Annotated in this window: 21 protein-coding genes; 20 read left to right on the top strand and 1 reads right to left on the bottom strand. The window is 42.6% G+C overall.

Annotated elements, in window-relative coordinates:
- Positions 1–7: 7 nt before the first annotated feature.
- From nusA to purF, 20 genes are all read left to right on the top strand, one after another.
- Positions 8–1507, top strand: coding sequence for a transcription termination factor NusA (gene nusA, locus HUS62_RS08790; RefSeq protein ID WP_054553176.1), 1500 nt, complete (start codon positions 8–10; stop codon positions 1505–1507).
- Between the two features lie 25 nt (positions 1508–1532).
- Positions 1533–4190: a translation initiation factor IF-2 gene (gene infB, locus HUS62_RS08785; protein ID WP_175079202.1), complete on the top strand. Its 2658-nt coding sequence runs from the start codon at positions 1533–1535 to the stop codon at positions 4188–4190.
- Positions 4191–4300: 110 nt separating this feature from the next.
- Positions 4301–4705 carry a 30S ribosome-binding factor RbfA gene (gene rbfA / locus HUS62_RS08780; RefSeq protein WP_054553174.1) on the top strand — a complete coding sequence of 135 codons (405 nt, stop codon included), beginning with the start codon at positions 4301–4303 and terminating at the stop codon, positions 4703–4705.
- Positions 4705–5649 (top strand): tRNA pseudouridine(55) synthase TruB, encoded by a 945-nt coding sequence (gene truB / locus HUS62_RS08775; RefSeq protein WP_054553173.1) that lies wholly within the window; start codon positions 4705–4707, stop codon positions 5647–5649. The genes rbfA and truB overlap by 1 nt, the downstream gene beginning before the upstream one ends.
- A 109-nt stretch (positions 5650–5758) precedes the next feature.
- Positions 5759–6028: a 30S ribosomal protein S15 gene (gene rpsO, locus HUS62_RS08770; protein ID WP_054553172.1), complete on the top strand. Its 270-nt coding sequence runs from the start codon at positions 5759–5761 to the stop codon at positions 6026–6028.
- 243 nt (positions 6029–6271) lie between these two features.
- On the top strand, positions 6272–8401 hold the full coding sequence (gene pnp / locus HUS62_RS08765) for a polyribonucleotide nucleotidyltransferase (RefSeq protein WP_175079201.1): 2130 nt from the start codon (positions 6272–6274) through the stop codon (positions 8399–8401).
- 128 nt (positions 8402–8529) lie between these two features.
- Complete coding sequence (nlpI, locus tag HUS62_RS08760; RefSeq protein WP_175079200.1) at positions 8530–9408, top strand: lipoprotein NlpI; 879 nt, start codon at positions 8530–8532, stop codon at positions 9406–9408.
- On the top strand, positions 9392–10597 hold the full coding sequence (locus HUS62_RS08755; protein ID WP_175079199.1) for a hypothetical protein: 1206 nt from the start codon (positions 9392–9394) through the stop codon (positions 10595–10597). The genes nlpI and HUS62_RS08755 overlap by 17 nt, the downstream gene beginning before the upstream one ends.
- A gap of 211 nt (positions 10598–10808) precedes the next feature.
- A complete protein-coding gene (locus tag HUS62_RS08750; protein ID WP_054553168.1) occupies positions 10809–13601 on the top strand; it encodes a monovalent cation/H+ antiporter subunit A in 2793 nt (930 codons plus the stop codon).
- Positions 13601–13945, top strand: coding sequence for a Na+/H+ antiporter subunit C (locus HUS62_RS08745; protein ID WP_054553167.1), 345 nt, complete (start codon positions 13601–13603; stop codon positions 13943–13945). The genes HUS62_RS08750 and HUS62_RS08745 overlap by 1 nt, the downstream gene beginning before the upstream one ends.
- Positions 13942–15459, top strand: a complete 1518-nt coding sequence (locus HUS62_RS08740) for a monovalent cation/H+ antiporter subunit D (protein WP_175079198.1) — start codon at positions 13942–13944, stop codon at positions 15457–15459. Before HUS62_RS08745 ends, HUS62_RS08740 begins: the two co-directional genes overlap by 4 nt.
- Positions 15459–15995 carry a Na+/H+ antiporter subunit E gene (locus tag HUS62_RS08735; RefSeq protein ID WP_054553165.1) on the top strand — a complete coding sequence of 179 codons (537 nt, stop codon included), beginning with the start codon at positions 15459–15461 and terminating at the stop codon, positions 15993–15995. Before HUS62_RS08740 ends, HUS62_RS08735 begins: the two co-directional genes overlap by 1 nt.
- Positions 15989–16258 (top strand): K+/H+ antiporter subunit F, encoded by a 270-nt coding sequence (locus tag HUS62_RS08730; RefSeq protein WP_054553164.1) that lies wholly within the window; start codon positions 15989–15991, stop codon positions 16256–16258. Before HUS62_RS08735 ends, HUS62_RS08730 begins: the two co-directional genes overlap by 7 nt.
- Before the next feature lie 8 nt (positions 16259–16266).
- Positions 16267–16599: a Na+/H+ antiporter subunit G gene (locus HUS62_RS08725; protein ID WP_054553163.1), complete on the top strand. Its 333-nt coding sequence runs from the start codon at positions 16267–16269 to the stop codon at positions 16597–16599.
- 141 nt (positions 16600–16740) lie between these two features.
- Positions 16741–17535: a tRNA pseudouridine(38-40) synthase TruA gene (gene truA / locus HUS62_RS08720; protein WP_054553162.1), complete on the top strand. Its 795-nt coding sequence runs from the start codon at positions 16741–16743 to the stop codon at positions 17533–17535.
- Between the two features lie 158 nt (positions 17536–17693).
- Positions 17694–18569, top strand: a complete 876-nt coding sequence (gene accD, locus HUS62_RS08715; RefSeq protein ID WP_175079197.1) for an acetyl-CoA carboxylase, carboxyltransferase subunit beta — start codon at positions 17694–17696, stop codon at positions 18567–18569.
- Between the two features lie 25 nt (positions 18570–18594).
- On the top strand, positions 18595–19860 hold the full coding sequence (gene folC, locus HUS62_RS08710) for a bifunctional tetrahydrofolate synthase/dihydrofolate synthase (RefSeq protein ID WP_175079196.1): 1266 nt from the start codon (positions 18595–18597) through the stop codon (positions 19858–19860).
- 11 nt (positions 19861–19871) lie between these two features.
- Positions 19872–20525 carry an SPOR domain-containing protein gene (locus tag HUS62_RS08705; protein ID WP_175079195.1) on the top strand — a complete coding sequence of 218 codons (654 nt, stop codon included), beginning with the start codon at positions 19872–19874 and terminating at the stop codon, positions 20523–20525.
- A gap of 313 nt (positions 20526–20838) precedes the next feature.
- Complete coding sequence (locus HUS62_RS08700; protein WP_036969851.1) at positions 20839–21333, top strand: CvpA family protein; 495 nt, start codon at positions 20839–20841, stop codon at positions 21331–21333.
- 18 nt (positions 21334–21351) lie between these two features.
- Positions 21352–22878, top strand: a complete 1527-nt coding sequence (gene purF / locus HUS62_RS08695; protein WP_175079194.1) for an amidophosphoribosyltransferase — start codon at positions 21352–21354, stop codon at positions 22876–22878.
- 59 nt (positions 22879–22937) lie between these two features.
- On the opposite strand, the gene HUS62_RS08690 is transcribed toward purF, so the two are convergent.
- Positions 22938–23483, bottom strand: a complete 546-nt coding sequence (locus HUS62_RS08690) for an HdeD family acid-resistance protein (protein ID WP_175079193.1) — start codon at positions 23481–23483, stop codon at positions 22938–22940.
- Positions 23484–23628: the final 145 nt, after the last annotated feature.

Genomic DNA, 23628 nt, shown 5'->3' with positions numbered 1-23628 from the left:
ATAACCCATGGCAAAAGAAATATTATTGGTTGCTGAAGCCGTCTCCAATGAGAAAGCGGTTCCAAAAGAAAAGATTTTTGAAGCGTTAGAGTTCGCATTAGCGACTGCAACAAAGAAAAAACACGATGGCGAAATCGAAGTTCGCGTATCAATCGACCGTAAAACAGGTGATTACGACACATTCCGTCGTTGGAAGATTGCTGAAGTGCTTGAAGATGGTTCTTTAGAAAATCCTTACAGCGAAATCACACTTGAAGCGGCACAAGTTGAAGACGAAAGCCTACAATTAGGTGATTACGTTGAAGAACAAATTGAGTCAATCAAGTTTGACCGTATTACAACACAAATGGCTAAGCAAGTTATCGTACAGAAAGTACGTGAAGCTGAGCGTGCATTAGTTGTTGAGGAATACAAAGATCAACAAGGCGAATTAGTAACAGGTGTTGTTAAAAAAGCAACCCGTGATGCAATCGTACTTGACCTTGGTAACAATGCTGAAGCGGTTATCTACCGTGATGATATGTTACCGCGTGAAAACTTCCGTCCAGGTGACCGTATCCGTGGTCTTCTTTACGAAGTTAAGCCAGAAGCACGTGGCGCGCAGTTATTTGTAACGCGTTCTAAGCCAGAAATGCTAATGGAGCTTTTCCGCATTGAGGTGCCAGAGATTGGCGAAGAGATGATTGAACTACGTGCAGCTGCACGTGATCCAGGTTCTCGTGCAAAAATTGCGGTAAAATCTAACGACAAACGTATCGACCCAGTTGGTGCGTGTGTTGGTATGCGTGGTGCACGTGTACAAGCTGTTTCAACTGAGCTTGGTGGTGAGCGTGTTGATATCGTTCTTTACGATGACAACCCAGCGCAATTCGTTATCAATGCAATGGCGCCAGCAGAAGTTGCGTCAATCGTAATGGACGAAGATACACATTCAATGGATATCGCTGTTGAAGCCGATAACCTAGCACAAGCAATCGGTCGTAATGGTCAAAACGTTCGTCTTGCTAGCCAGTTAACTGGTTGGGAATTAAACGTAATGACAGTTGATGACATGCGTGCGAAGAACGAAGCTGAATCAGATAAGCTAATCAACTTATTCACTGAATACCTAGATATTGATGATGAGTTTGCAACATTACTTATCAACGAAGGTTTCTCAACACTTGAAGAAGTGGCTTACGTACCGGCATCAGAATTCTTAGAAATCGACGGTTTAGATGAAGAAACAGTTGATATCTTACGTTCGCGTGCAAAAGACGCATTAACAACGAAAGCGCTTAAAACTGAAGAAAGCCTAGAAGGTGCAGAACCTGCAGAAGACCTACTAGCGCTTGAAGGCTTAGAGCGTCACCTTGCATTTGTTATGGCAAGTAAAGGTGTAGTAACACTTGAAGACTTAGCTGAGCAAGGCATTGATGAGTTAGTAGACATCACTGAACTTTCAGAAGAAGAAGCTGGCAAGCTAATTATGGCTGCGCGTAACATTTGTTGGTTCGCAGACGAGTAATTTATTAACGGAGGTATTACACACTATGGCAGAAGTAAATGTTGAAAAACTAGCCGGAGATATTGGTACAACTGTTGATAAATTACTACAGCAGCTAGAACAAGCCGGTATTTCTAAAAAAGCAGGTGATATGGTAACTGAGTCTGAAAAGTCGACGTTATTAGATCACTTGAGCAAGCAGCACGGCGGCACGGGCTCAGAAGGCCCAGCCCGCATGACTTTGCAACGTAAAAGCAAAAGTACGCTAAGCGTAACTGGCTCTACAGGTAAAGCGAAGTCTGTGCAAGTTGAAGTACGTAAAACACGTACTTACGTTAAGAAAAGCGCCATTGAGCAACAGCAAGAAGAAGAGCGTTTAGCTGCAGAAGAAGCTGCACGTAAAGCAGCAGAGCTTAAAGCCCAGCAAGAAGCTGAGGAGCTTAAAGCGAAACAAGAGGCAGAGCGCAAAGCGAAAGAAGAAGCTGAGCGTAAAGCCAAAGAAGAGGCTAAACGTAAAGCTGAAGCTGAGCGTAAAGCGAAACAGAAGCAGATGACCCCAGAGCAAAGTGCTAAGTCTGAACAAGATCGCGCCGAAGCTGAGCGTCTGCAAAAAGAAGCAGAAGAGGCCGCATTGAGAAAAGCTGAAGAAGAAGCGAAACGTCAAGCAGAAGAGGCAAGAAAGCTAGCTGAAGAAAATGAAGCTCGCTGGAAGAAGGAAGAAGAAGAGCGTAAGCAGCGCGAAGAAAGCGCTGATCACCACCTTACGACTTCAACTTACGCACGTGAAGCAGAAGATGAATCTGATGCACGTGAAGAGAATAGCGCTCGTCGTAAGAAAAAGAAAAAAGGACCTCAAAAAGATAAACAGGCTGCCGGTCCTAAAGGTAAGAAAGGCAAGCTTAAAGCACCAACGTCTTTACAACATGGTTTCCAAAAACCAACAGCTGACGTGAAAAACGAAGTTCGTATCAGTGAAACAATCACTGTTGCTGAGCTTGCATCACGCATGGCAGTTAAAGGTGCTGAAGTTGTTAAAACGATGATGAAGATGGGTGACATGGTTACCATCAACCAAGTGATTGACCAAGAAACAGCGCAGCTTGTTGCTGAAGAAATGGGTCACAAGGTTATTATCGTTAAAGAAAACGAATTAGAAGAGAAAGTTCTAAACGACCGTAGCGAAGAAGGTAAAGCGATTCCTCGTGCACCGGTTGTAACAGTAATGGGTCACGTTGACCACGGTAAAACGTCAACACTTGACTACATTCGTTCAGCAAAAGTTGCCTCTGGTGAGGCCGGTGGTATTACTCAGCACATTGGTGCATACCACGTTGAAACGAATGGCAACATGATTACTTTCTTAGATACTCCAGGCCACGCCGCGTTTACATCAATGCGTGCACGTGGTGCTAAAGCAACGGATATCGTAATCCTAGTAGTTGCTGCGGATGATGGTGTTATGCCACAGACTAAAGAAGCGGTTCAGCACGCGCGTGCTGCAGGCGTTCCTTTAATCATCGCAGTTAACAAAATGGATAAAGAAGGCATCGACCCAGATCGCGTTAAGAACGAGCTAGCACAATTAGACGTTATCCCAGAAGAGTGGGGTGGTGAAACACAGTTTGTACACATCTCTGCGAAAACAGGTTTAGGTATTGATGACCTACTTGAAGCGGTATTAATGCAAGCTGAGCTACTTGAGCTAACTGCGCCAGCTGAAGGTATGGCTGCAGGTGTTGTAATTGAATCGCGTCTAGATAAAGGTCGTGGTCCAGTTGCGTCAATCCTAGTTCAGTCTGGTACGCTTAACCAAGGTGACATCGTACTTTGTGGTCTTGAATATGGCCGTGTACGTGCTATGAAAGATGAGAACGGTAAAGACATCAAGTCTGCGGGTCCATCTATCCCAGTTGAGATTTTAGGTCTGTCTGGTATCCCTGCTGCTGGTGATGAAGCAACAGTAGTTAAAGATGAGCGTAAAGCGCGTGAAGTAGCACTTTACCGTCAAGGTAAGTTCCGTGAAGTGAAGCTTGCTCGTCAACAAAAAGCGAAGCTTGAAAACATGTTTACGAACATGGCTGAAGGCGATGTATCAGAAGTTAACATCGTTCTTAAAGCTGACGTACAAGGTTCAATTGAAGCAATCGCTGATTCATTAACTAAGCTTTCTACTGATGAAGTTAAAGTGAAGATTGTTGGTTCAGGTGTAGGTGGTATCACTGAAACTGATGCAACTCTTGCAGCGGCGTCAAACGCTATCGTTGTTGGCTTTAACGTACGTGCTGATGCATCAGCTCGTAAAGTAATTGAGTCAGAAAACCTAGACTTACGTTACTACAGCGTAATCTACAGCCTGATTGAAGAAGTTAAACAAGCGATGTCAGGTATGCTTGCACCAGAATTCAAGCAAGAGATCATTGGTCTTGCTGAAGTTCGTGACGTGTTCAAGTCACCTAAGATTGGTGCAATCGCAGGTTGTATGGTTACTGAAGGTATCGTTAAGCGTAGCGCGCCTATCCGTGTACTTCGTGATAACGTGGTTATCTATGAAGGTGAACTTGAGTCACTACGTCGCTTTAAAGATGACGTACAAGAAGTTCGTAACGGTATGGAATGTGGTATCGGCGTTAAGAACTACAACGATGTTAAAGTTGGCGACCAAATCGAGGTATTCGAGACGGTTGAAGTACAACGTTCACTTTAATTTCGTTTAAGTCACTATTTTAAATGGGGGCCTAGCCCCCATTTGTGTATTCGTAATTAAATTAACTTATTCTTTAACATCAATAAGTTATTATTTTAGAGTGAAATGAAATGAGAGAATTTTCTCGCACTGATCGTGTTGCACAGCAAATTCAAAAAGAGATTGCTGTTATTCTTCAACGCGAAATCAAAGATCCACGCTTAGGCATGGTGACAGTGTCTGCGGTTGAGGTATCTCGCGACTTATCTTACGCAAAAGTATTCATCACAGTGTTTAACACTGATGATGAAGATAAAGCCAAGCAAAGCGCTAAAATCTTAAATGAAGCAACGGGTTATATTCGTTCTTTATTAGGTAAACGCATTCGTGCGCGCATCATGCCTGAGTTACGTTTTGTTATTGATAACTCGCTTATGGAAGGTATGCGTATTTCAAACTTGGTTGACTCAGTTATTCGTGAAGACAATGCCAAGCATGTAGACGAAGATGACAGCGAAGAAGGCACTAAAGACTAATGGCTAGACGCAGTAAAGGTCGTGCTATTGACGGCATCTTATTACTTAATAAGCCGCAAGGTATTTCATCAAACAAAGCATTGCAGCAAGCAAAGGGAATTTACTTTGCTCAAAAAGCAGGCCACACCGGTGCGCTTGATCCGCTCGCGACGGGTATGCTGCCTATTTGTTTTGGTGAAGCGACTAAGTTTACCCAGTTCTTGCTTGATACTGACAAAACCTATGTTGTTCGCGCCAAACTTGGTGAGCGAACCACGACCTCTGATTCAGATGGTGAAGTGGTTGAAACGCGCGACGTATCGGTCACCCGTGAACAATTAGCTGAGCAAATTGCCAGTTTCTTAGGTGAGTCGGATCAATACCCTTCGATGTACTCTGCGCTTAAATACCAAGGTCAGCCTTTGTATAAATATGCCCGCGAAGGTATCGAAGTGCCGCGTAAGTGTCGAAAAATTAATGTATTTAGTTTAACGCTTGATGAGTTTGATGAAGCTAATAACGAAGTACAAATGACGGCACATGTGTCTAAAGGCACTTATATTCGTACTATTGTTGACGACTTAGGCGAAAAGCTTGGCTGTGGTGCGCATGTCATCATGTTACATCGAAGTGCAGTTGGCCATTATCCAAGTGAAAAAATGGTCACTCTTGAGCAACTTGAAGAAAAGCTACAGCAAGCAAAAGCAGACGATGTTGCGCCTTCAAGCTACCTCGATGAGCTTCTACTGCCAATGGATACTGCTTTAGTTGATTTACCTGTGATTGAAATTACCCAAGAGCAGGGCGTGGCATTTAGTCATGGTCAAACAGTCGTGATTGGTAAGCCCGTACCAGATGGTGTGGTAAAGGTAATGGCTGATGGGGTGTTCATCGGCACTGGTGAGCGTCATAAAGACGGCCACTTAAAATCAAAGCGTGGCTTATCAAATCAGCTGCCTGAGTAAAGATTACCTTGTAGTTATTAGCAAAGCTGGGTAGAATACGCCCGCTCAATCGTTTTGGCTGAATTAGTGATCGGCTAAAACACAATTTAAATTAATTTTTGGAGTTACTATGTCACTAAGCAATCAAGAAAAAGTTGAAATCATCGCTAAATTTGCACGCGCTGAAGGCGACACTGGTTCACCTGAAGTACAAGTTGCACTTCTAACTTTCGATATCAACAAGCTTCAAGGTCACTTTGCTAGCCACAAGCACGACTTCCACTCACGTCGTGGTCTTCTTCGCAAAGTAAGCCAACGCCGTAAACTGCTTGACTACCTTAAAGGTAAAGACATTGCACGTTACACTGCGTTAATCCAAGAGCTTGGCCTACGTCGCTAAGAACTAGATTACGAGAAAAGGGGCTATTTAGCCCCTTTTTTTGTGCGCGCATGAAAGGTATACTAGCGCACACCTAAGTAGTGGATACTGCTTAGATATCAAAAAACATCATTGCCAATTGTAGTACTTAATTAATTTTTATTAAGTTTAATTAAGTACTGTAATTGGTACTTTGATGGACTATATTTTTACCAATTCGGAGCACTGCTCTGAGTTGCTTTTACATTTAAAGGATATTTTTAAGTGCAAGCAATTATTAAAGAATTTCAACTAGGTCAACACACTGTGACCCTAGAAACAGGTGCTATCGCTCGTCAAGCTGACGGCGCAGTACTAGCAAGCATTGGCGATACTTCAGTATTAGTTACTGTTGTTGGTAAGCGTGATGCACAACCAGGTCAAGATTTCTTCCCACTAACAGTTAACTACCAAGAGCGTATGTACGCTGCGGGTCGTATCCCTGGTGGTTTCCTTAAGCGTGAAGGTCGTCCTAACGATGGCGAAACACTTATCGCTCGTCTAATCGACCGTCCAATCCGTCCACTTTTCCCAGACGGTTTCGTAAACGAAGTACAAGTAATCGCGACAGTTGTTTCTGTTAACCCAGAAATCCAACCTGACATGGTTGCTATGATTGGTACTTCAGCAGCACTTGCTATCTCTGGTATTCCATTCAATGGTCCTATCGGTGCTTCACGTGTTGGTTTCATCAACGGTGAATACGTACTTAACCCAACACTAGCTGAGCTTGAAGAAAGCCAATTAGACCTAGTTGTTGCTGGTACTGATAACGCAGTACTTATGGTTGAATCAGAAGCTGAAACACTATCTGAAGACGTAATGTTAGGTGCGGTTGTTTATGGTCATGAGCAATCTCAAGCTATCATCAATGCAATCAACGAGTTCAAAGCTGAAGCGGGTAAACCAGCTTGGGATTGGACTGCACCAGAGAAAAACGTAACACTTGCTGAGAAAATCTCTGCAATTGCTGCTGATAAAGTAGGTGAAGCATACCGCATCACTGACAAAGTAGCGCGTAAAGAAGCACTTGGTGCAGCGAAAGAAGAAGTTGTTGCTACATTAACAGCTGAACTTGCTGAAGGCGAAGAGCTAGATACGCAAGAAGTTGGCAAACTATTCGGTTCTTTAGAAAAAGAAATCGTTCGTGGCCGTATCATCGCTGGTGAAAAACGTATTGATGGTCGTGAACCAGATATGGTTCGTGCACTAGACGTAATGACGGGTGTTTTACCACGTACTCACGGTTCTGCAATCTTCACGCGTGGTGAGACGCAAGCACTTGTAACTGCAACACTTGGTACTGAACGTGATTCACAGTTAATCGACGACTTAACAGGTACTAACAAGCATCACTTCATGCTTCACTACAACTTCCCTCCGTTCTGCGTAGGTGAAACAGGTTTTGTAGGCTCTCCTAAGCGTCGTGAAATTGGTCACGGTAACCTAGCTAAGCGTGGTATTGCTGCGGTACTACCTACACTTACTGACTTCCCATACTCAATCCGTGTTGTTTCAGAAATCACTGAATCAAACGGTTCATCGTCTATGGCATCAGTATGTGGTACGTCACTAGCACTTATGAACGCAGGTGTACCAATCAAAGCATCTGTTGCTGGTATCGCGATGGGTCTAGTTAAAGAAGGCGAAGATTTCGTTGTTCTTTCAGATATCTTAGGTGATGAAGATCACTTAGGTGACATGGACTTTAAAGTAGCGGGTACTTCAAACGGTATCACTGCACTACAAATGGATATCAAGATCGAAGGTATCACTAAAGAAATCATGCAAATCGCTCTTAAACAAGCGAAAGCAGCACGTCTACACATCTTAGGTGTTATGGACGAGGCGATTGCAGCACCTTCTGAAGAGTTATCTCAATTCGCACCACGCATCTACACAATGCAAATCCCTGCGAAGAAAATTGCTGAAGTTATCGGTAAAGGTGGCGCAACTATCCGTCAACTTACTGAAGAAACTGGCACAACGATCGAAATCGAAGATGACGGTACAATCAAGATCGCTGCAACTGACGGCATCAGCGCAAACGATGCAATCAAGCGTATCGAGCAATTAACTGCTGAACTAGAAGTAGGTACTATCTACACTGGTAAAGTTGTACGTATCGTTGATTTTGGTGCGTTCGTTAATATCCTTCCGGGTAAAGACGGTCTAGTGCACATTTCACAAATCAGCACAGAGCGTGTTAACAACGTAACTGACCACCTAAGCGAAGGCCAAGAAGTTAAAGTTAAAGTTCTTGAAGTAGATCGCCAAGGTCGTGTACGTCTAAGCATCAAAGAAGCAATGGAACCAGCTGCTGAAGAAAAAGCAGAAGAGTCTAAAGACGCTTAATGATGATTGAATAACCAGTTATTTGCTGGATATAAGAAAAAGGGGCTGTTTAGCCCCTTTTTTTATGCTTTAATGAAACCTATCCGCTTCGCCTTTGTCTACAGAGAATTCAGGTATTAAGGAATTTAATGATTTTTAAACACTTAGCATTGACCGCTGTGGCTATTTTTTCTTTAAGTGCATGTCAAACAACTTCACAACCTGAGTCAGTCCCTATTGTTAATGTGCCTTTTACTGCACCATTAGCACCTGATTTTCGTAACGAAATTACGATTGCTCGCTATTCTGAACTACTAAACCGTGCTGATTTAAGTGCCGATCAACAAGCCAAACTTTATTATGATCGCGGTGTATTATTTGACAGCTTAGGTATGTCGACCTTGGCGAGAATTGACTTTAACCGTGCGATTAAGCTCAAACCTGATTTAGCAGAGGTGTATAACTTCTTAGGCATTCATCACACACTAATGCAGCAGTATGAACAAGCTTATGAGTTTTTTGATTCGGCACTTGAGCTTAATGAGCAACATGAGTATGCCTACTTAAATCGTGGTATTGCTCTTTACTATGGCGATCGCCCATCACTTGCACAAGATGATTTACAGCAGTTTTTAAATCGTTCACCGAGCGATCCTTATCGTGTGTTATGGCTTTATTTAGCCCAATCAGAAGCTGATAAAGCACAGGCCTTAATTGATTTAAAAGCTAACTCGCAGGGTGTTGATGAGTCGCAATGGGGTTACCAACTGTTGGCACTTTATTTAGGTGACATCAGTGAGTTTGAGTTTTTATCTGGCATTATTGAAGGTGTAACTTCAGAGCAAGAGTATGCGCACCGCTTATGCGAAGCTTATTTCTACCTAGCGAAGATGCATCAAGCGGCGGGTGATAACTATCTTGCTGCCGATTACTTTAGACTTGCCCTTGCCACCAATGTGCATGAGTTTGTTGAATACAAATATGCCCGTTTAGAGCTTGAGTTAATGGCTGGTGAAAACGCAAGCTAAGGTTTTTTTTACTGCTATTCTATTACTGAGCTTGGGTTTTGTATCAAGCTCAGTGTCTCGTTTTATTCCCGCTTACGCTTATTACGCAAATACTACTCCTTCACAAGCAACAGCTATCTATCATTTGGCACCCAGTGCCATTAATTTGCAGCATTTAGTGCTGAGTAACTCACAGCTTCGCCAGTTAGCTACGCTTAATGATGATAGTAATGCTGCGTATCAGCTTGCGCTCAGATTTTTGCACCAACAAGATTACACTGCAGCAAAATTATGGTGGCAGCCTTACTTTGCTAAATTCAATTCAGCTCAGCAACAAACCTTAGCGGAGCAGCTAGTCAGTGCGAACCAGTGGCTCGATATAAGTTACCTAGGTAAAGCTGGCAAGTTACCTAAGGGAAATGCCAAGCAAGCTTGGCTGTTGCAGCAACAAATGCAGCCAGCTCAAATTGACCCAGCTTATGCGCAGCAACAGCAATTAGCCTTATCAACATCAAGTGTACAAGCAAGCAGTCAGTGCCAATTTAATGTTTTAATGATGACAGATCATTACAAGGGCATTGATACTTTAAAGCAGTATAAGCAGCAATACAGTAAAGCGCCTGAGCCTGCAAAAGGCAGCTTTTGTTTTACTGACGTTGTTTATGTTGCCGATAAGTTTAGCTGTGATGGCAGCGATGGGGCGCTTAAGTGTAACTGGCAAAATGCGTCAGCGCATCCGTGGCCTGAAGGTTTTGACTTTATTGTGATGATGTCAAAGCAAGGGGCTGCTAATGTGCTTGGCGGGATTATGCATATCAATTCATCGCAATCTTATGCGGTATTTTTACATGAGCTAATGCATTTCAATGGCTTTGAAGATGAGTATGTTTTAGCAGAGCAAAAACAACAGTGGCTGTGTAAGCAACAGGGGCTGGTTGCGCCAAATTTGTTTATTGCAAATGAGGTTTCCCCACCAAAAGGCTGGCAAAAAAGTATCGCTTGTAGCAATCAGTTAGCCTATAAACCAAGCCCTAATTGGTCAATTATGCAATACCAAACAATGAGCTTGTCTGAGCAATACCGTGAGCTTTGGCAAAAACAAATTAACCAGCCCTTAACAAAGCCGATTCGGTTTTCTGAATATTTTGCCTTTTTAGGCTTAAAGCCAGTGTTTACAACAGCTTCCAAAGAGCAGAAATTTTCTGACTAATCGTCTATTTATTGCTATTTTAGTATGCAAAGCGGTTAAATGTTGTGCAAATAGGTGTGTCTCCTATAGACAAAATAGCACCTGATCAGTATAACTATACGCATTGTAAGCTTTTTTTGAAGCCAACTTTTAACCATCCAAATGAACAGTACGCAACTAATTAAAACTAGAGCGGTATTGATATTCTTATGACACTAAAAGGCTCCTAATTATGACTTTGCTCTGGATACCCCTGTTATCCTTAATCGGCAGTGTTATTTCATCCTGCACTTCAAAACTAACACGTAACCAAAGCACTGCTTTGACCATGTTAGCGCCTTTGATTGCCCTTGGAATTGTATTTTCGTATACCCCTGCAGTCTTTTCTGGTGAAACAATTCGCTACACTGCTGAGTGGATCCCTCTTTTAAACATGCAAGTCTCGTTTCGACTTGATGGTTTAACGTTACTTTTTCTATATATGATCTTGGGTATTGGTACCCTGGTGATTTTTTATGCGCGTTATTACTTGAGTAGTAGCGACTCAATGCCAAAGCTATACTGCTATTTAATGCTATTTATGACCGCAATGGTCGGCATCGTGATGTCGAATAATGTGATCCAGCTGTGGTTTTTCTGGGAGCTCACCAGTATTAGCTCGTTCTTATTGATTAGCTATTGGTGGCATAAGTCAGAAGCTCGCAAAGGCGCACGTATGGCACTTGCTATTACCGGTGCCGGCGGTCTTGCGTTACTAGCAGGTTTATTACTAATTGGTGATATTGTTGGTAGCTATAATCTTGATGTGATTTTAGCAAGCAAAGCGCTTATTCAATCTCATGCACTTTATGAAGCTGCGCTGGTATTAGTGCTTTTAGGTGCATTTACCAAATCTGCACAATTTCCATTTCATTTTTGGTTACCACATGCCATGGCAGCACCGACACCAGTCAGTGCCTACTTGCACTCTGCAACCATGGTTAAAGCAGGTATCTTTTTATTAGCGCGTTTTTACCCAGCGCTATCAGGCACAGATACTTGGTTTATCTTAGTGGCGATGACGGGTCTGGCGACTTTATTGGTAGGCGCTTATATCGCGTTATTTAAGCATGATTTAAAAGGCTTGCTGGCTTATTCAACAATCAGCCATTTAGGTTTAATTACATTACTGCTTGGCTTAGACACTGAGCTTGCTACAGTGGCTGCTATCTTCCACATCATTAACCACGCAACGTTTAAAGCGTCGTTATTTATGGCAACGGGTATCATTGACCATGAAACTGGCACCCGTGATATGCGTAAACTTAATGGTATGTGGCGCTTTATGCCGTATACCGCCACACTTGCTATGGTGGCAGCTGCTGCAATGGCGGGCGTGCCACTGTTAAATGGTTTCTTGTCGAAAGAAATGTTCTTTGCCGAAACACTTCATCAACAAGTGCTTGGCTCTATGTCGTGGTTAATTCCAGTGTTAGCGACGATTGCTGGTGCACTCTCTGTCGCGTATTCAGCACGCTTTATTCACGACGTGTTTTTCAATGGCGACCCAATCGATTTGCCAAAACAGCCTCATGAGCCACCGCGCTATATGCGTGTACCAATCGAAATTTTGGTCGTGCTGTGTTTACTCGTTGGTATGTTCCCACACTTTGCAGTAAGCGATATTTTAGCTGCGGCGTCTTATGCAGTGCTTGGTGATGCAGCCCCAGATTATAAGCTATCTGTATGGCATGGCTTTAACTTACCACTGTTGATGAGCTTTATTGCTACAAGCGTGGGTGTAATGATTTATGTGCAGCGTAAGCATCTGTTCCACTTCCAAGCTTCATTGCCAACTCTGAATGCTAAAAAAGGCTTTGAGCGTGGCTTATATAGCTTAATTAAATGGTCACAAGAAAAGATTAAACGAATCGAAAATGGCTCGTTACAGCGCTATGCCTTTGTAATGATTGCGGTGGTGCTTATGTGTGCGGGCTGGCCTTTATTTGAAATGCGCCAGTTAGCAGGAGCAAGCGAGTTAACCCCAATCGATTTCCATAATGCCATTGGTGCTGGCTTACTAATAATAGGTGCGCTGGCAACGGTTATATGGCACCGCTCACGAATGATATCTTTGATTATGATTTCAATCGTAGGCCTGATGGTATCTGTTGCATTTACTCGATTCTCTGCACCAGATTTAGCACTGACTCAGTTAACCGTTGAAGTTGTCACAGTAATGCTACTGATGCTTGCACTGTTCTTTTTACCACAGCGTACTCCGAAAGAATCAAGCTCACTGCGTATTCTGCGAGACTTGGGTATCTCATCGGCAATTGGTGTGGTTGTGGCGAGTATTTGTTATGCGCTTTTAACAAGACCACTTGAGTCAATTTCTGACTTCTTTGTTGCCAATGCAAAAACTGGCGGTGGTGGTACTAACGTTGTAAACGTTATCCTCGTTGACTTTAGGGGTTTTGATACCCTAGGTGAGATTACCGTATTAGGTATTGCTGCGTTAGGTATTTATAAGCTTCTTATAAACTTGCCGCTGTTTATGCCAGCAAGTGATAGCGAAGGGCGCCCATGGGCAAGAGAACGTTACCCAATTCTACTGTCGAGTATTTCACAAAGCTTGTTACCACTGGCATTACTTGTGTCTGCGTATATTTTCTTACGTGGTCATAACTTACCTGGTGGTGGTTTTATTGCAGGACTGGTTACCGCGATTGCATTTATTTTGCAATATATGGCTAATGGTTCGCACTGGATTGCAGACAGGTTTGACGTGAATTATCGTAAGATTATTGCGTCAGGTATTGCTATTGCATTGTTTACAGGTATTGGAAGTTGGTTCTTCGAACGTCCATTCCTAACAACCTGGTTTGACTATTTTGATATTCCGCTAGTCGGCAAGACAGAGCTTGCTAGTGCTATCGTATTTGATTTAGGTGTGTATTTAACTGTTGTAGGTGCAACGCTGATGATTTTAGCAAGTTTAGGTAAATTAACTGCTGATACACCCAAGCAAGAGGTAAATATTTAATGGAAGTATTGTACGCATCATGCGTCGGCGTGCTGGTTGCATGCGGAATTTACTTAATATTGCGGGCTCGTACCTTCCCGGTGGTACTCGGCCTGACTATGTTGTCGTATGCAGTTAACCTGTTTTTATTCTCTTCAGGTCGTTTAACTATTAACAAAGCGGCTGTACTTGGTACAGGCAGTGAGTATGCCGATCCACTCCCTCAAGCGCTGGTTTTAACCGCGATTGTAATTGGCTTTGCGATGACCGCTTTTGTGGTTATTTTAGCGATTCGTGGTCGTGCTGACTTGGGTAATGACCATGTTGATGGCCACCTTGTTAAATCATCGAAGGAGCAAAAATGATTCAGCATTTAGCTTCTTTACCAATTTTAATTCCGATGTTGGCAGGGGTTATTTTACTCATGCCGCCATGTGGTAAAAACTTACATATTCGCCGTGTTTCGTCGGTTATTTTGTCGATTGTCACACTATTGGTAAGTGCTTATTTATTATTCCACGTAAATAGTACTGCACCGCTTGTTTATGCAATTGGTGATTGGTCAGCACCATTTGGTATTGTGCTGGTTGCCGATAGGCTAGCAACGCTACTTGTGCTACTTACCAGTTTCCTTGGTGCGGTTGTCGTGCTTTATAGCTGTGCAGGTGATGATAAAAAAGGGAGCTTTTTCCATCCGTTAGTGCACTTTTTAGTGTTAGGTGTAAATGGTGCCTTTTTAACTGGCGATGTATTTAACCTGTTCGTATTTTTTGAAGTGCTGTTGATTGCTTCGTATTCATTATTGATGCATGCCGGCAACAAACAAAGCACTCGTGCTGCACTGCAGTACGTCATTTTAAACCTGATTGGTTCAAGCGTATTCTTAATTGCGCTGGGTGTACTTTATGGTGTGCTAGGCACATTGAACATTGCTGATTTAGCGCAAAAAGTACCACAGCTGACGGGTGATGATGTTTACCTTGCCAAAATTGGTGGCTTGCTGTTAATCGTGGTATTTGCGTTAAAAGGCGCGTTATTACCGTTACATTTATGGCTACCGAATACCTACGCCAGTGCAATGCCATTAGTTGCTGCATTATTCGCGATTATGACCAAGGTCGGTGTGTATGCCATGCTGCGCGTGTATACCGTAATATTTGGTGATAATGCTGGCGAGCTTGCTCATATGGCACAGCCTTGGTTATGGGGCTTAGCACTTGCGACCATAGTGATGGGTGGTATTGGTGTGTTAGCAAGTCAAGATTTTAGAAAGCTTATTGCGAATCTGGTTGTTGTATCTGTAGGTACTTTAGTGGCATTGGTTGCGATTCAGAATGTCTCTGCAACAGCTGCATTACTTTACTACTTAGTGCATTCAACCATTATTTGCGCAGCACTGTTTTTAATTGCTGATTTAATTGCTCAACAGCGCGGTAAAGTTGCTGACCGGTTAGTTGCAGGGCGCGCCGTTGCACAGCCATATTTACTTGGTACTTGTTTTGTAGTGGCTGCGCTTGCTGTTGTGGGTATGCCACCGTTATCTGGCTTTGTCGGCAAGGTATGGATTTTAAAGAGCACGCTAGATAGCGAAAAAGCCATGTTGTTTTGGCCAATATATCTAGTTTCTAGTTTAGCGTTATTAGTGGCGGTTTCACGAGCCGGTACCAGCTTATTTTGGGATCACACCCATAAAGACAGTGAAGCAATTGAAGGCACCAAAGCACACCCTGTTAAAGTGATAGCTGTCGTTGCATTACTTGCGTGCTCACCATTAATGGTTGTATTTGCAGGACCGATTTCAGACTATATGTTAGCAACGTCAGAGCAGTTGTTTGATATCAACACTAGCATCAACGCTGTATTACAAGGAGGCCAATAATGCGTTTAGAAGCTCGCTTTCGTTGGTTGCCAACACCATTTCGCAGTGTTTTATTATTCATTGTATGGCTGTTGTTAAATAATAGTGTGTCGCCAGGACATCTGTTTTTAGCTGCATTTTTTGCTATTACTATTCCGTGGATCACATTCCCATTTCGTGATCCACAGCCGCTTATTGTAAGGCCAGGTCTTGCGTTTAGGCACTTATTGTTAGTGCTGTACGATATTGTGACTGCTAACTTACAAGTTGCTCTGTTGATCCTTGGGCCTACGAAAAAGTTACGCCCAGGTTTTATCAAAGTACCATTGGATTTAAGCCATGAAATGCCAATCACTATTTTGGCAAGCACAGTATCTTTAACACCGGGTACAGTGAGCGCAGAAGTATATCCTATCCCTGAGTCACTCGAAGAGGGCGAAGAAATTCAGCAGCGCTACTTATTGATTCATGTACTCGATTTAGCTGATGAACAAGCGTTAATTAATACTATTAAGCAGCGCTACGAAGCACCGCTTAAGGAGATTTTTCGATGCTAGATACTGTTTTTCTAATTGTTTTTGCAATGATAGCCATATCTTTATTGTTAAACCTATGGCGTTTAATTGTTGGGCCGTCGGTACCTGATCGTATATTGGCTTTAGATACTATGTTCATAAATACCATTGCTTTAATTATTCTTTATGGCATGAGCATGGGCACCGATTTATATTTTGAAGCCGCATTATTAATCGCCATGCTTGGCTTTGTGAGCACTGTAGCGGTATGTAAATACCTGCTGCGTGGAGATATTATTGAATAAGGTAACGAATGATGAGTGAATGGATTGTATCAATCTTATTATTAATTGGTGGTTGCTTTATTCTTATAGGTTCAATCGGACTTGTGAAAATGCCTGACTTTTTTATGCGCCTGCACGGTCCAACTAAAGCAACAACGCTTGGCATGGCATCATTGTTAATTGCTGCCATGGTGTATTTTAGCTACACCCACGACGGCATCAGTGTGAAAGAAATTTTGATTTCAATTTTCTTACTGATCACCGCACCTATTAGCGGCTATATGCTGATCAAATCAGCCATCCACCACAAGCTTCGTGCTAAAGATGGCACCAAGGGCCTCGATAACATCGAAGAAGATTAATACCAGCTCGCAATAATAGTTAAGCGAATTGGTGTGATATCTGAGTAACCAGAACAATGTGATCTACTACAGTGGCTTTTATTGCGCTCGTAGATCGCATAAAATGCCCCGTCATTTAGTACAGTAGGTAAATAGAGCATTATGCGAGTAGCACTTGGAGTAGAGTACAACGGCGCGCGTTACAGTGGTTGGCAACGTCAATCACACGTCAATAGCGTACAACAAGAAGTAGAAACGGCGTTGTCGCGTATTTGTAATCATCCAGTCGAAATTGTTTGTGCAGGCCGCACCGATGCGGGTGTACATGGCACTGGGCAGGTGATCCATTTTGATACTCACGCTGAGCGTGAAATGGTCGCGTTTACGATGGGTATGAATACCTTACTGCCAAAAGATATTGCTATTCGTTTTGCCAAGCCTGTAAGCGAAGACTTTCATGCTCGTTTTAGTGCCACAGCACGTCGCTATCGTTATGTGATTTATAATTACACCTATCGCGGCGCTATCATGAGTGAAGGGGTGACCCATTTTCATCACCCATTAGACGAAACTAAAATGCAAGAAGCTTGTCAGTATTTAATAGGTGAGCATGACTTTACTTCGTTTAGAGCACTACACTGCCAAGCAAATACAGCAAATCGTACTATTCACCATTTATCGGTAAAACGCCAAGGTGATTATGTGATCATTGATATTAAAGCCAATGCGTTTTTACATCACATGGTACGAAACATCACCGGGTGTTTGATGGACATTGGTCTTCATAAGCATGAACCTGTGTGGTTAAAAGAATTACTCGATTTAAAAGAGCGCGCTAAGGCAAGTGCAACGGCAAAAGCCGCTGGCCTTTACTTAGTTGACGTGGATTACCCAGAACATTTTGGCATTCCTAAAACACCATTAGGGCCTTTGTTTTTACCTGATTCAGACAGTTAGTCTTAAGTCCACGACTACTAAGACCAGTTTTTTATATCGTCTGCGGGTAATTCATGTTTTAATTGAAAAAATCTGTCTGTTTATTTGTTATCAGAAACGCAAGCGAGTGTTTCCAATTAAGCAGACTGCGACACAGAACAGCATTAAGAGAGTTGCAAATGAGTTGGTTAGAAAAAATCTTACCTAAAACGACTAAATCGTCAGGTCGTAAAGAAATCCCAGAAGGGGTTTGGGCTAAGTGTACAGACTGTGATTCAATTTTATATAAAGCAGAATTAGAAAAAGCACTCAACGTGTGTCCTAAGTGTGATCACCACATGCGTTTAAGTGGCCGTAAACGTCTTGAAAACTTTTTAGATGATGCTGACCGCCAAGAACTTGGTGCAGAGCACGAACCAAAAGACGTATTAAAGTTTAAAGATTCTAAAAAATACTCTGACCGTATTACCCAAGCACAAAAAGCAAGCGGCGAAAAAGATGCACTTGTGGCAATGAAAGGCCGTTTAAAAGGCATTCCTGTTGCTGCTGTTGCTTTTGAGTTCTCGTTTATGGGTGGTTCAATGGCGTCAGTAGTAGGTGCTCGTTTTGTTGAAGCTGTAGACCAATGTTTAGAGCACGACATGCCACTTATTTGTTTCTCTGCATCAGGCGGTGCACGTATGCAAGAAGCACTTATGTCATTAATGCAAATGGCTAAAACAAGTGCTGCGCTTGCGAAAATGAGCGAAAAAGGCTTACCGTTTATTTCAGTACTAACTGATCCAACAATGGGTGGTGTATCTGCATCACTGGCAATGCTTGGTGATATAAACGTTGCTGAACCTAAAGCGCTTATCGGTTTTGCGGGTCCTCGCGTAATTGAGCAAACAGTACGTGAAACGCTTCCTGAAGGTTTCCAACGCAGTGAATTCTTGCTAGAGCATGGTGCAATCGACATGATTGTAGACCGTCGTGAAATGCGTGACACCCTTGCACGTATCTTAGCGAAATTTATGAACTTGCCTTCTACTGAACAAGAGCATAGAGTAGCGTAAATTTCAGCTTAACTGATTAAACGCTATGACAGAAATCCTTCCTAGCCAATCATCAAGCCTTGATGATTGGCTTTGTTATTTAGAAAGTGTCCATCCTGCTAATATCGAAATGGGTTTAGAGCGCGTAGAACGCGTGGCAAACCAAGTCGGCTTACTCGATACATCAAGCAAAATAATCCTAATTGCAGGCACCAACGGTAAAGGGACCACAGCCCGTTGCCTAGAAAGCTTATTACTTGCACAGGGTTACAGTGTCGGTACTTATGCTTCGCCGCATCTTATTCGCTACAACGAGCGCGTACGTATTAATGGCCAAGAGCTTGACGATCAATTCCATGTTGATGCTTTTGATATGCTTGAAAAAGGCCGTGGTGACACGCAGCTTACTTACTTTGAGTATGGTACCTTAGGCGCACTGGCTATTTTTAAACGTCACGCCGTTGATTATGTGCTGCTAGAAGTGGGGCTGGGTGGTCGTTATGATGCGACTAATATCGTGAACCCGCATGCTTGTGTGATCACCACCATAGATTTAGACCATAAAGAATACCTAGGCGATACTCGTGAACTTGTTGGTTACGATAAAGCTGGTATTTTCCGTACCAATACACCGGCTATTGTTGGCGATTTAGCGATTCCGCATACAGTGACTGATTATGGTAATGAAATTAACGCTGATATGGTGCTATCAGGCCGTGACTTCATATTCACAGAAGACAGTGAAGGCTTTAACTGGCAGTACCAAGATAACGATTGGCGCTTAGCTAAGCCTGCTATCCCTTGTCAAAATGCAGCAACTGCGTTGACCCTACTTGCAAAACTTGAGCTATTGCCAAGTGAGCAACAAGTGCGTGATTGCTTAGCGAATCTTACTGTAGAAGGGCGCTTTCAGCAGTTAAGTCAGCAGCCGCTTGTTTTTACCGATGTTGCACATAACCCTGAGTCAGCTCGATATTTGGCACGCAAATTAAGCGTGTATAAAGATCAAGGGTTTAAAATTCATGCATTAGTCGCTATGCTTGCAGATAAAGATAAGGTGGCTGCACTGTCGGCCGTGGTAAATGTTGTTGACCAGTGGTCGTTAGCAAGTTTAGATTGTTTTCGCGGCGACAAAGTTGAGAATATTGCTAAAGCACTTGCCGAAACCACATCAACAGCGCCTAGCACGCACTATGAGAGTGTTGAAGCTGCGCTAGATACGTTATTACCAAATGTTGATGAAAACACGTTAGTGATTGTGTTCGGTTCGTTTATAACTGTGGCTGCAGCCATCAATTACTTTAAAAAATAGAGAGGAAATCGGTGAACGCAGGGTTTATTAATCGCTTAGTAGGCACCACGATTGTGGTTGTGGCGGCTATTGTCTTCATTCCAAACATTTTGGATGGTGAGAAGGTTCATTATAAAGAAGGCTTTAAAGCTATTCCTGAACGCCCTGAGTTCACTACGATAGACTTGCAAGAGGTGATTGATAATAAAGTCGCCTCTGCGGAGCAACCTTCGCAAATTCCGGTTGAAGATATCGAATCTAACGACGCTGATCTTGTCGCAAATGAAACCCAGCAAATTGATACTGCGCCACAAATGGTGGAAGCTTCAACGGATGAGCCGGTAATTAACAAAGCTGAGCCAAAAGTTGCAGTACAAGAGCCTGCCAAGCCAGTTGCTAAAACGCCTGAGCCAACCCGTAAGCCAGAAGAGAACCTGACACAAATGGCTTATGTTATTCAACTGGGCAGTTTTTCTCACGCACCTAATGTGAAATCACTACAAGAAAAATTAAAAGCGAATGGTTTCAAAACCTTCACTCGCCCAATCAAAACCCCGAACGGCACACTGACAAAAGTCTTTGTAGGTCCTTCACTTAGCAAGAAAGAGTTAGAAAGTAAGCTTCCTGAGTTAAAGCAGTTAACCAAGTTAAACGGCAAAGTTACTCAGTTTGAAATTACAAAATGATCTGGCAATTCCAAATACCCAAACCACCTGTAGATCCATGATTCAGCGCTATCACAGGGTTTTCAATACAAGGCGTGGCGATGCAGGAATGTAGGTACCTTTCAAATTGCCACAACACAGTAGTGGAAGCCCTGTGAAGCGCCCGAAGGGCATGGCTAAAACGCATTTATTCTGCGTTATTGATTTTGACAAGGGGACACCATTCCCTACAATCAATGCCTTGCCTAAATGCGTTTTATCTCATGCTGAATTCTTGCATCCACAGGTGGTTTGGGTATAGAATGCGCCCCAAATTAACGACTAGTTGGTTCTTATGATCTGGGTTGATTACGCCATACTTGGCATTATTGCACTATCCACTATCATCGGCTTAATACGTGGCTTTGTAAAAGAAGCAATGTCATTAGCTGTATGGGCTGGCGCATTTATCATCTCTAGTTTGTTTTACCAATATTTAGCATCCTTCCTAACAAGTATTTCAGAACCCCTTTTAAGAAATGCAGCCGCAATAGCCATATTATTCTTTGCGACACTCCTGTTGGGTGGGTTACTAAACTATATTTTAGGTGAACTTGTACAACGTACTGGTTTATCTGGCACAGACCGTGTTTTCGGCATAGTGTTTGGTGCTCTTCGTGGCGTGTTGGTCGTAAGCGCGTTACTCTTCTTTCTTGATGCTTTTACCGGTGCACCTAATACGCATTGGTGGGGCAACTCTATTTTGATTCCAGAATTTGGCTTTGTTGTTGAGTGGTTCTTCTCGTACCTCGAAAACAACTCGAGCTTTTTAAATTCTGTAAACCGTTAATCGGCGAGGATAAATTTAATGTGTGGTATCGTTGGCATAGTCGGAACTTCTCCTGTTAATCAGGCGTTATATGACGGCTTAACTGTTTTGCAACACCGCGGTCAAGATGCAGCTGGCATCATTACCATTGAAAATAACACGTTTAGCTTACGTAAAGCCAATGGCCTTGTAAAAGATGTATTTCATACCCGTCATATGAAACGTCTGCAAGGTACAATTGGTATTGGCCATGTTCGCTACCCGACAGCTGGTTCTTCTAGCTCGTCTGAAGCGCAACCTTTCTATGTTAACTCGCCATTTGGTATCGCACTTGCGCACAATGGTAACTTAACAAACGCAGAAGCATTAAAGCAGCAATTATTTTCAGAAGCTCGCCGTCATGTTAATACAACATCTGACTCTGAAATCTTACTTAACATCATGGCGCATGAATTAAGTAAATCGAACAAGCTAAAACTTGATGCTGAAGATATCTTCACTGCGGTAACTGAAGTTAATAATAAAGTAACCGGTGGTTATGCAACGATTGCAATGATCATTGGTCACGGTATTGTTGCGTTTCGTGATCCGAACGGTATCCGTCCACTGGTATTTGGTAAGCGTGAAACTGCAAATGGTACTGAGTACATGTTTGCATCAGAAAGCGTTGCTTTAAAAACAGATGGCTTTGAGTTTGTACGTGACGTTGCACCAGGTGAAGCAATTTACGTAACTGAAGATGGCCAGTTTTTCTCACAAGCGTGTGCTGAAAAAGCAACTTACTCGCCATGTATCTTTGAGTTTGTTTACTTTGCGCGCCCAGATTCAACAATTGACCGTATGTCTGTTTATGCAACACGTGTAAACATGGGTACTAAGTTAGGTGAAAAAATTGCACGTGAATGGGCTGACAAAGACATCGACGTGGTAATTCCGATCCCTGAAACATCATGTGATGTAGCACTTGAGATTGCATCAGCGCTTAACCTGCCATACCGTCAAGGTTTTGTTAAAAACCGCTACATTGGCCGTACGTTTATCATGCCAGGTCAAGAAATGCGTAAGAAGTCAGTTCGTCAAAAACTGAATGCCATTGACCGTGAGTTCAAAGGTAAAAACGTATTACTTGTTGATGACTCAATTGTGCGTGGTACGACGTCAGCGCAAATCGTTGAAATGGCTCGTGAGTCAGGTGCTAAGAACGTTTACTTCGCATCAGCAGCGCCAGAGATTCGCTTCCCGAACGTTTACGGTATTGATATGCCATCGGCAGCTGAGCTAATTGCTCATGGCCGTGAAGTTGAAGATATCAACGCAAGCATTGGTGCAGATGGTCTTATCTATCAATCGCTAGATGACTTAATCTCGGCAGTAAGCCAAGAAAATCCAGAAATCACCCGTTTTGAAACATCAGTATTTGATGGTCAATACATCACAGGTGATATCGACCAAGACTACCTGAACCACATTGACCGTTTACGTAATGATTCAGCGAAATCAACGCGTGAAAATGCAATGTCTGCGAGTTTAGAGTTACACAATCAAGAAGAAAACAGCGCTGATTAATTAGCCTTGATTTGATTGATATAAAAAAGGAGCTAAACAGCTCCTTTTTTGTTGTATATTTAAGAGTGTTGCATTTTTTTCAGCTTAAGTGCTAATAGTACCATCAATATGCCAAACACGATGGCATAGGTTGCAACTAGCCAAAGTAGGGTGATTATGCCCGCGCCAGGGTTAAATATCAGATAACCACCAAAGATAATCGAAATAATACCGCTACCAATTAACAGCCACTCATTAGTGATTTCTTTGCGTAGCTTACTCGCAATCAATATTTCAATTACCCCGATAGCAATGGCCCATGCGGCAATAAAGTACAGCATTAAGATAGCCGTTACGTTGGGAGCAAACAGGGTTACAAGTGCAGCGGCAATTGAAATTAAACCACCAACTAATAACATCCACCAAAGAGGGTTTTCATTTTTTGAAGCAATAGCTAACCAAGTTCTAATGGCACCATCAACAAAAAAGTAAGCAGCGAAAATAAACATCAGAATTGCTAATGAGGCTTCTGGGGCAAACCAGCCACATAAGCCAAAAACGATGGCAATGGCACCGTGGATCATTAATGATGACCAATGGGGGATCAGTGAACTTGAAATCTGCATAATAGTATCCTTTGCTTTAATCTCTATATAACTAACATCTCAGCGCTTACTTGCAAAGATTTTTAATTATTTTTTGTACAGTTACACAAACCGTGCTCTAATTTAATTAGCTGATTATTTCAGCGATTTAATGTTTATTGAACAA

It is taken from the genome of Pseudoalteromonas sp. 0303 (assembly GCF_013349995.1).
Classification (GTDB): domain Bacteria; phylum Pseudomonadota; class Gammaproteobacteria; order Enterobacterales; family Alteromonadaceae; genus Pseudoalteromonas.
The sequence above is the reverse complement of the archived record's forward strand: the minus strand, read 5'-3'. Positions and strand labels throughout refer to the sequence as shown.

Excerpts from the sequence above, each read along its gene's own strand:
- HUS62_RS08735 (WP_054553165.1), top strand. The coding sequence starts at position 15,459 with ATGCGTTTAGAAGCTCGCTTTCGTTGGTTGCCAACACCATTTCGCAGT.
- HUS62_RS08690 (WP_175079193.1), bottom strand. The coding sequence starts at position 23,483 with ATGCAGATTTCAAGTTCACTGATCCCCCATTGGTCATCATTAATGATC.
- HUS62_RS08750 (WP_054553168.1), top strand. The coding sequence starts at position 10,809 with ATGACTTTGCTCTGGATACCCCTGTTATCCTTAATCGGCAGTGTTATT.
- truA (WP_054553162.1), top strand. The coding sequence starts at position 16,741 with ATGCGAGTAGCACTTGGAGTAGAGTACAACGGCGCGCGTTACAGTGGT.
- nlpI (WP_175079200.1), top strand. The coding sequence starts at position 8,530 with ATGATTTTTAAACACTTAGCATTGACCGCTGTGGCTATTTTTTCTTTA.
- infB (WP_175079202.1), top strand. The coding sequence starts at position 1,533 with ATGGCAGAAGTAAATGTTGAAAAACTAGCCGGAGATATTGGTACAACT.
- rbfA (WP_054553174.1), top strand. The coding sequence starts at position 4,301 with ATGAGAGAATTTTCTCGCACTGATCGTGTTGCACAGCAAATTCAAAAA.
- HUS62_RS08725 (WP_054553163.1), top strand. The coding sequence starts at position 16,267 with ATGATGAGTGAATGGATTGTATCAATCTTATTATTAATTGGTGGTTGC.
- folC (WP_175079196.1), top strand. The coding sequence starts at position 18,595 with ATGACAGAAATCCTTCCTAGCCAATCATCAAGCCTTGATGATTGGCTT.
- HUS62_RS08740 (WP_175079198.1), top strand. The coding sequence starts at position 13,942 with ATGATTCAGCATTTAGCTTCTTTACCAATTTTAATTCCGATGTTGGCA.
- purF (WP_175079194.1), top strand. The coding sequence starts at position 21,352 with ATGTGTGGTATCGTTGGCATAGTCGGAACTTCTCCTGTTAATCAGGCG.
- HUS62_RS08745 (WP_054553167.1), top strand. The coding sequence starts at position 13,601 with ATGGAAGTATTGTACGCATCATGCGTCGGCGTGCTGGTTGCATGCGGA.
- truB (WP_054553173.1), top strand. The coding sequence starts at position 4,705 with ATGGCTAGACGCAGTAAAGGTCGTGCTATTGACGGCATCTTATTACTT.
- rpsO (WP_054553172.1), top strand. The coding sequence starts at position 5,759 with ATGTCACTAAGCAATCAAGAAAAAGTTGAAATCATCGCTAAATTTGCA.
- accD (WP_175079197.1), top strand. The coding sequence starts at position 17,694 with ATGAGTTGGTTAGAAAAAATCTTACCTAAAACGACTAAATCGTCAGGT.
- nusA (WP_054553176.1), top strand. The coding sequence starts at position 8 with ATGGCAAAAGAAATATTATTGGTTGCTGAAGCCGTCTCCAATGAGAAA.
- HUS62_RS08730 (WP_054553164.1), top strand. The coding sequence starts at position 15,989 with ATGCTAGATACTGTTTTTCTAATTGTTTTTGCAATGATAGCCATATCT.
- HUS62_RS08700 (WP_036969851.1), top strand. The coding sequence starts at position 20,839 with ATGATCTGGGTTGATTACGCCATACTTGGCATTATTGCACTATCCACT.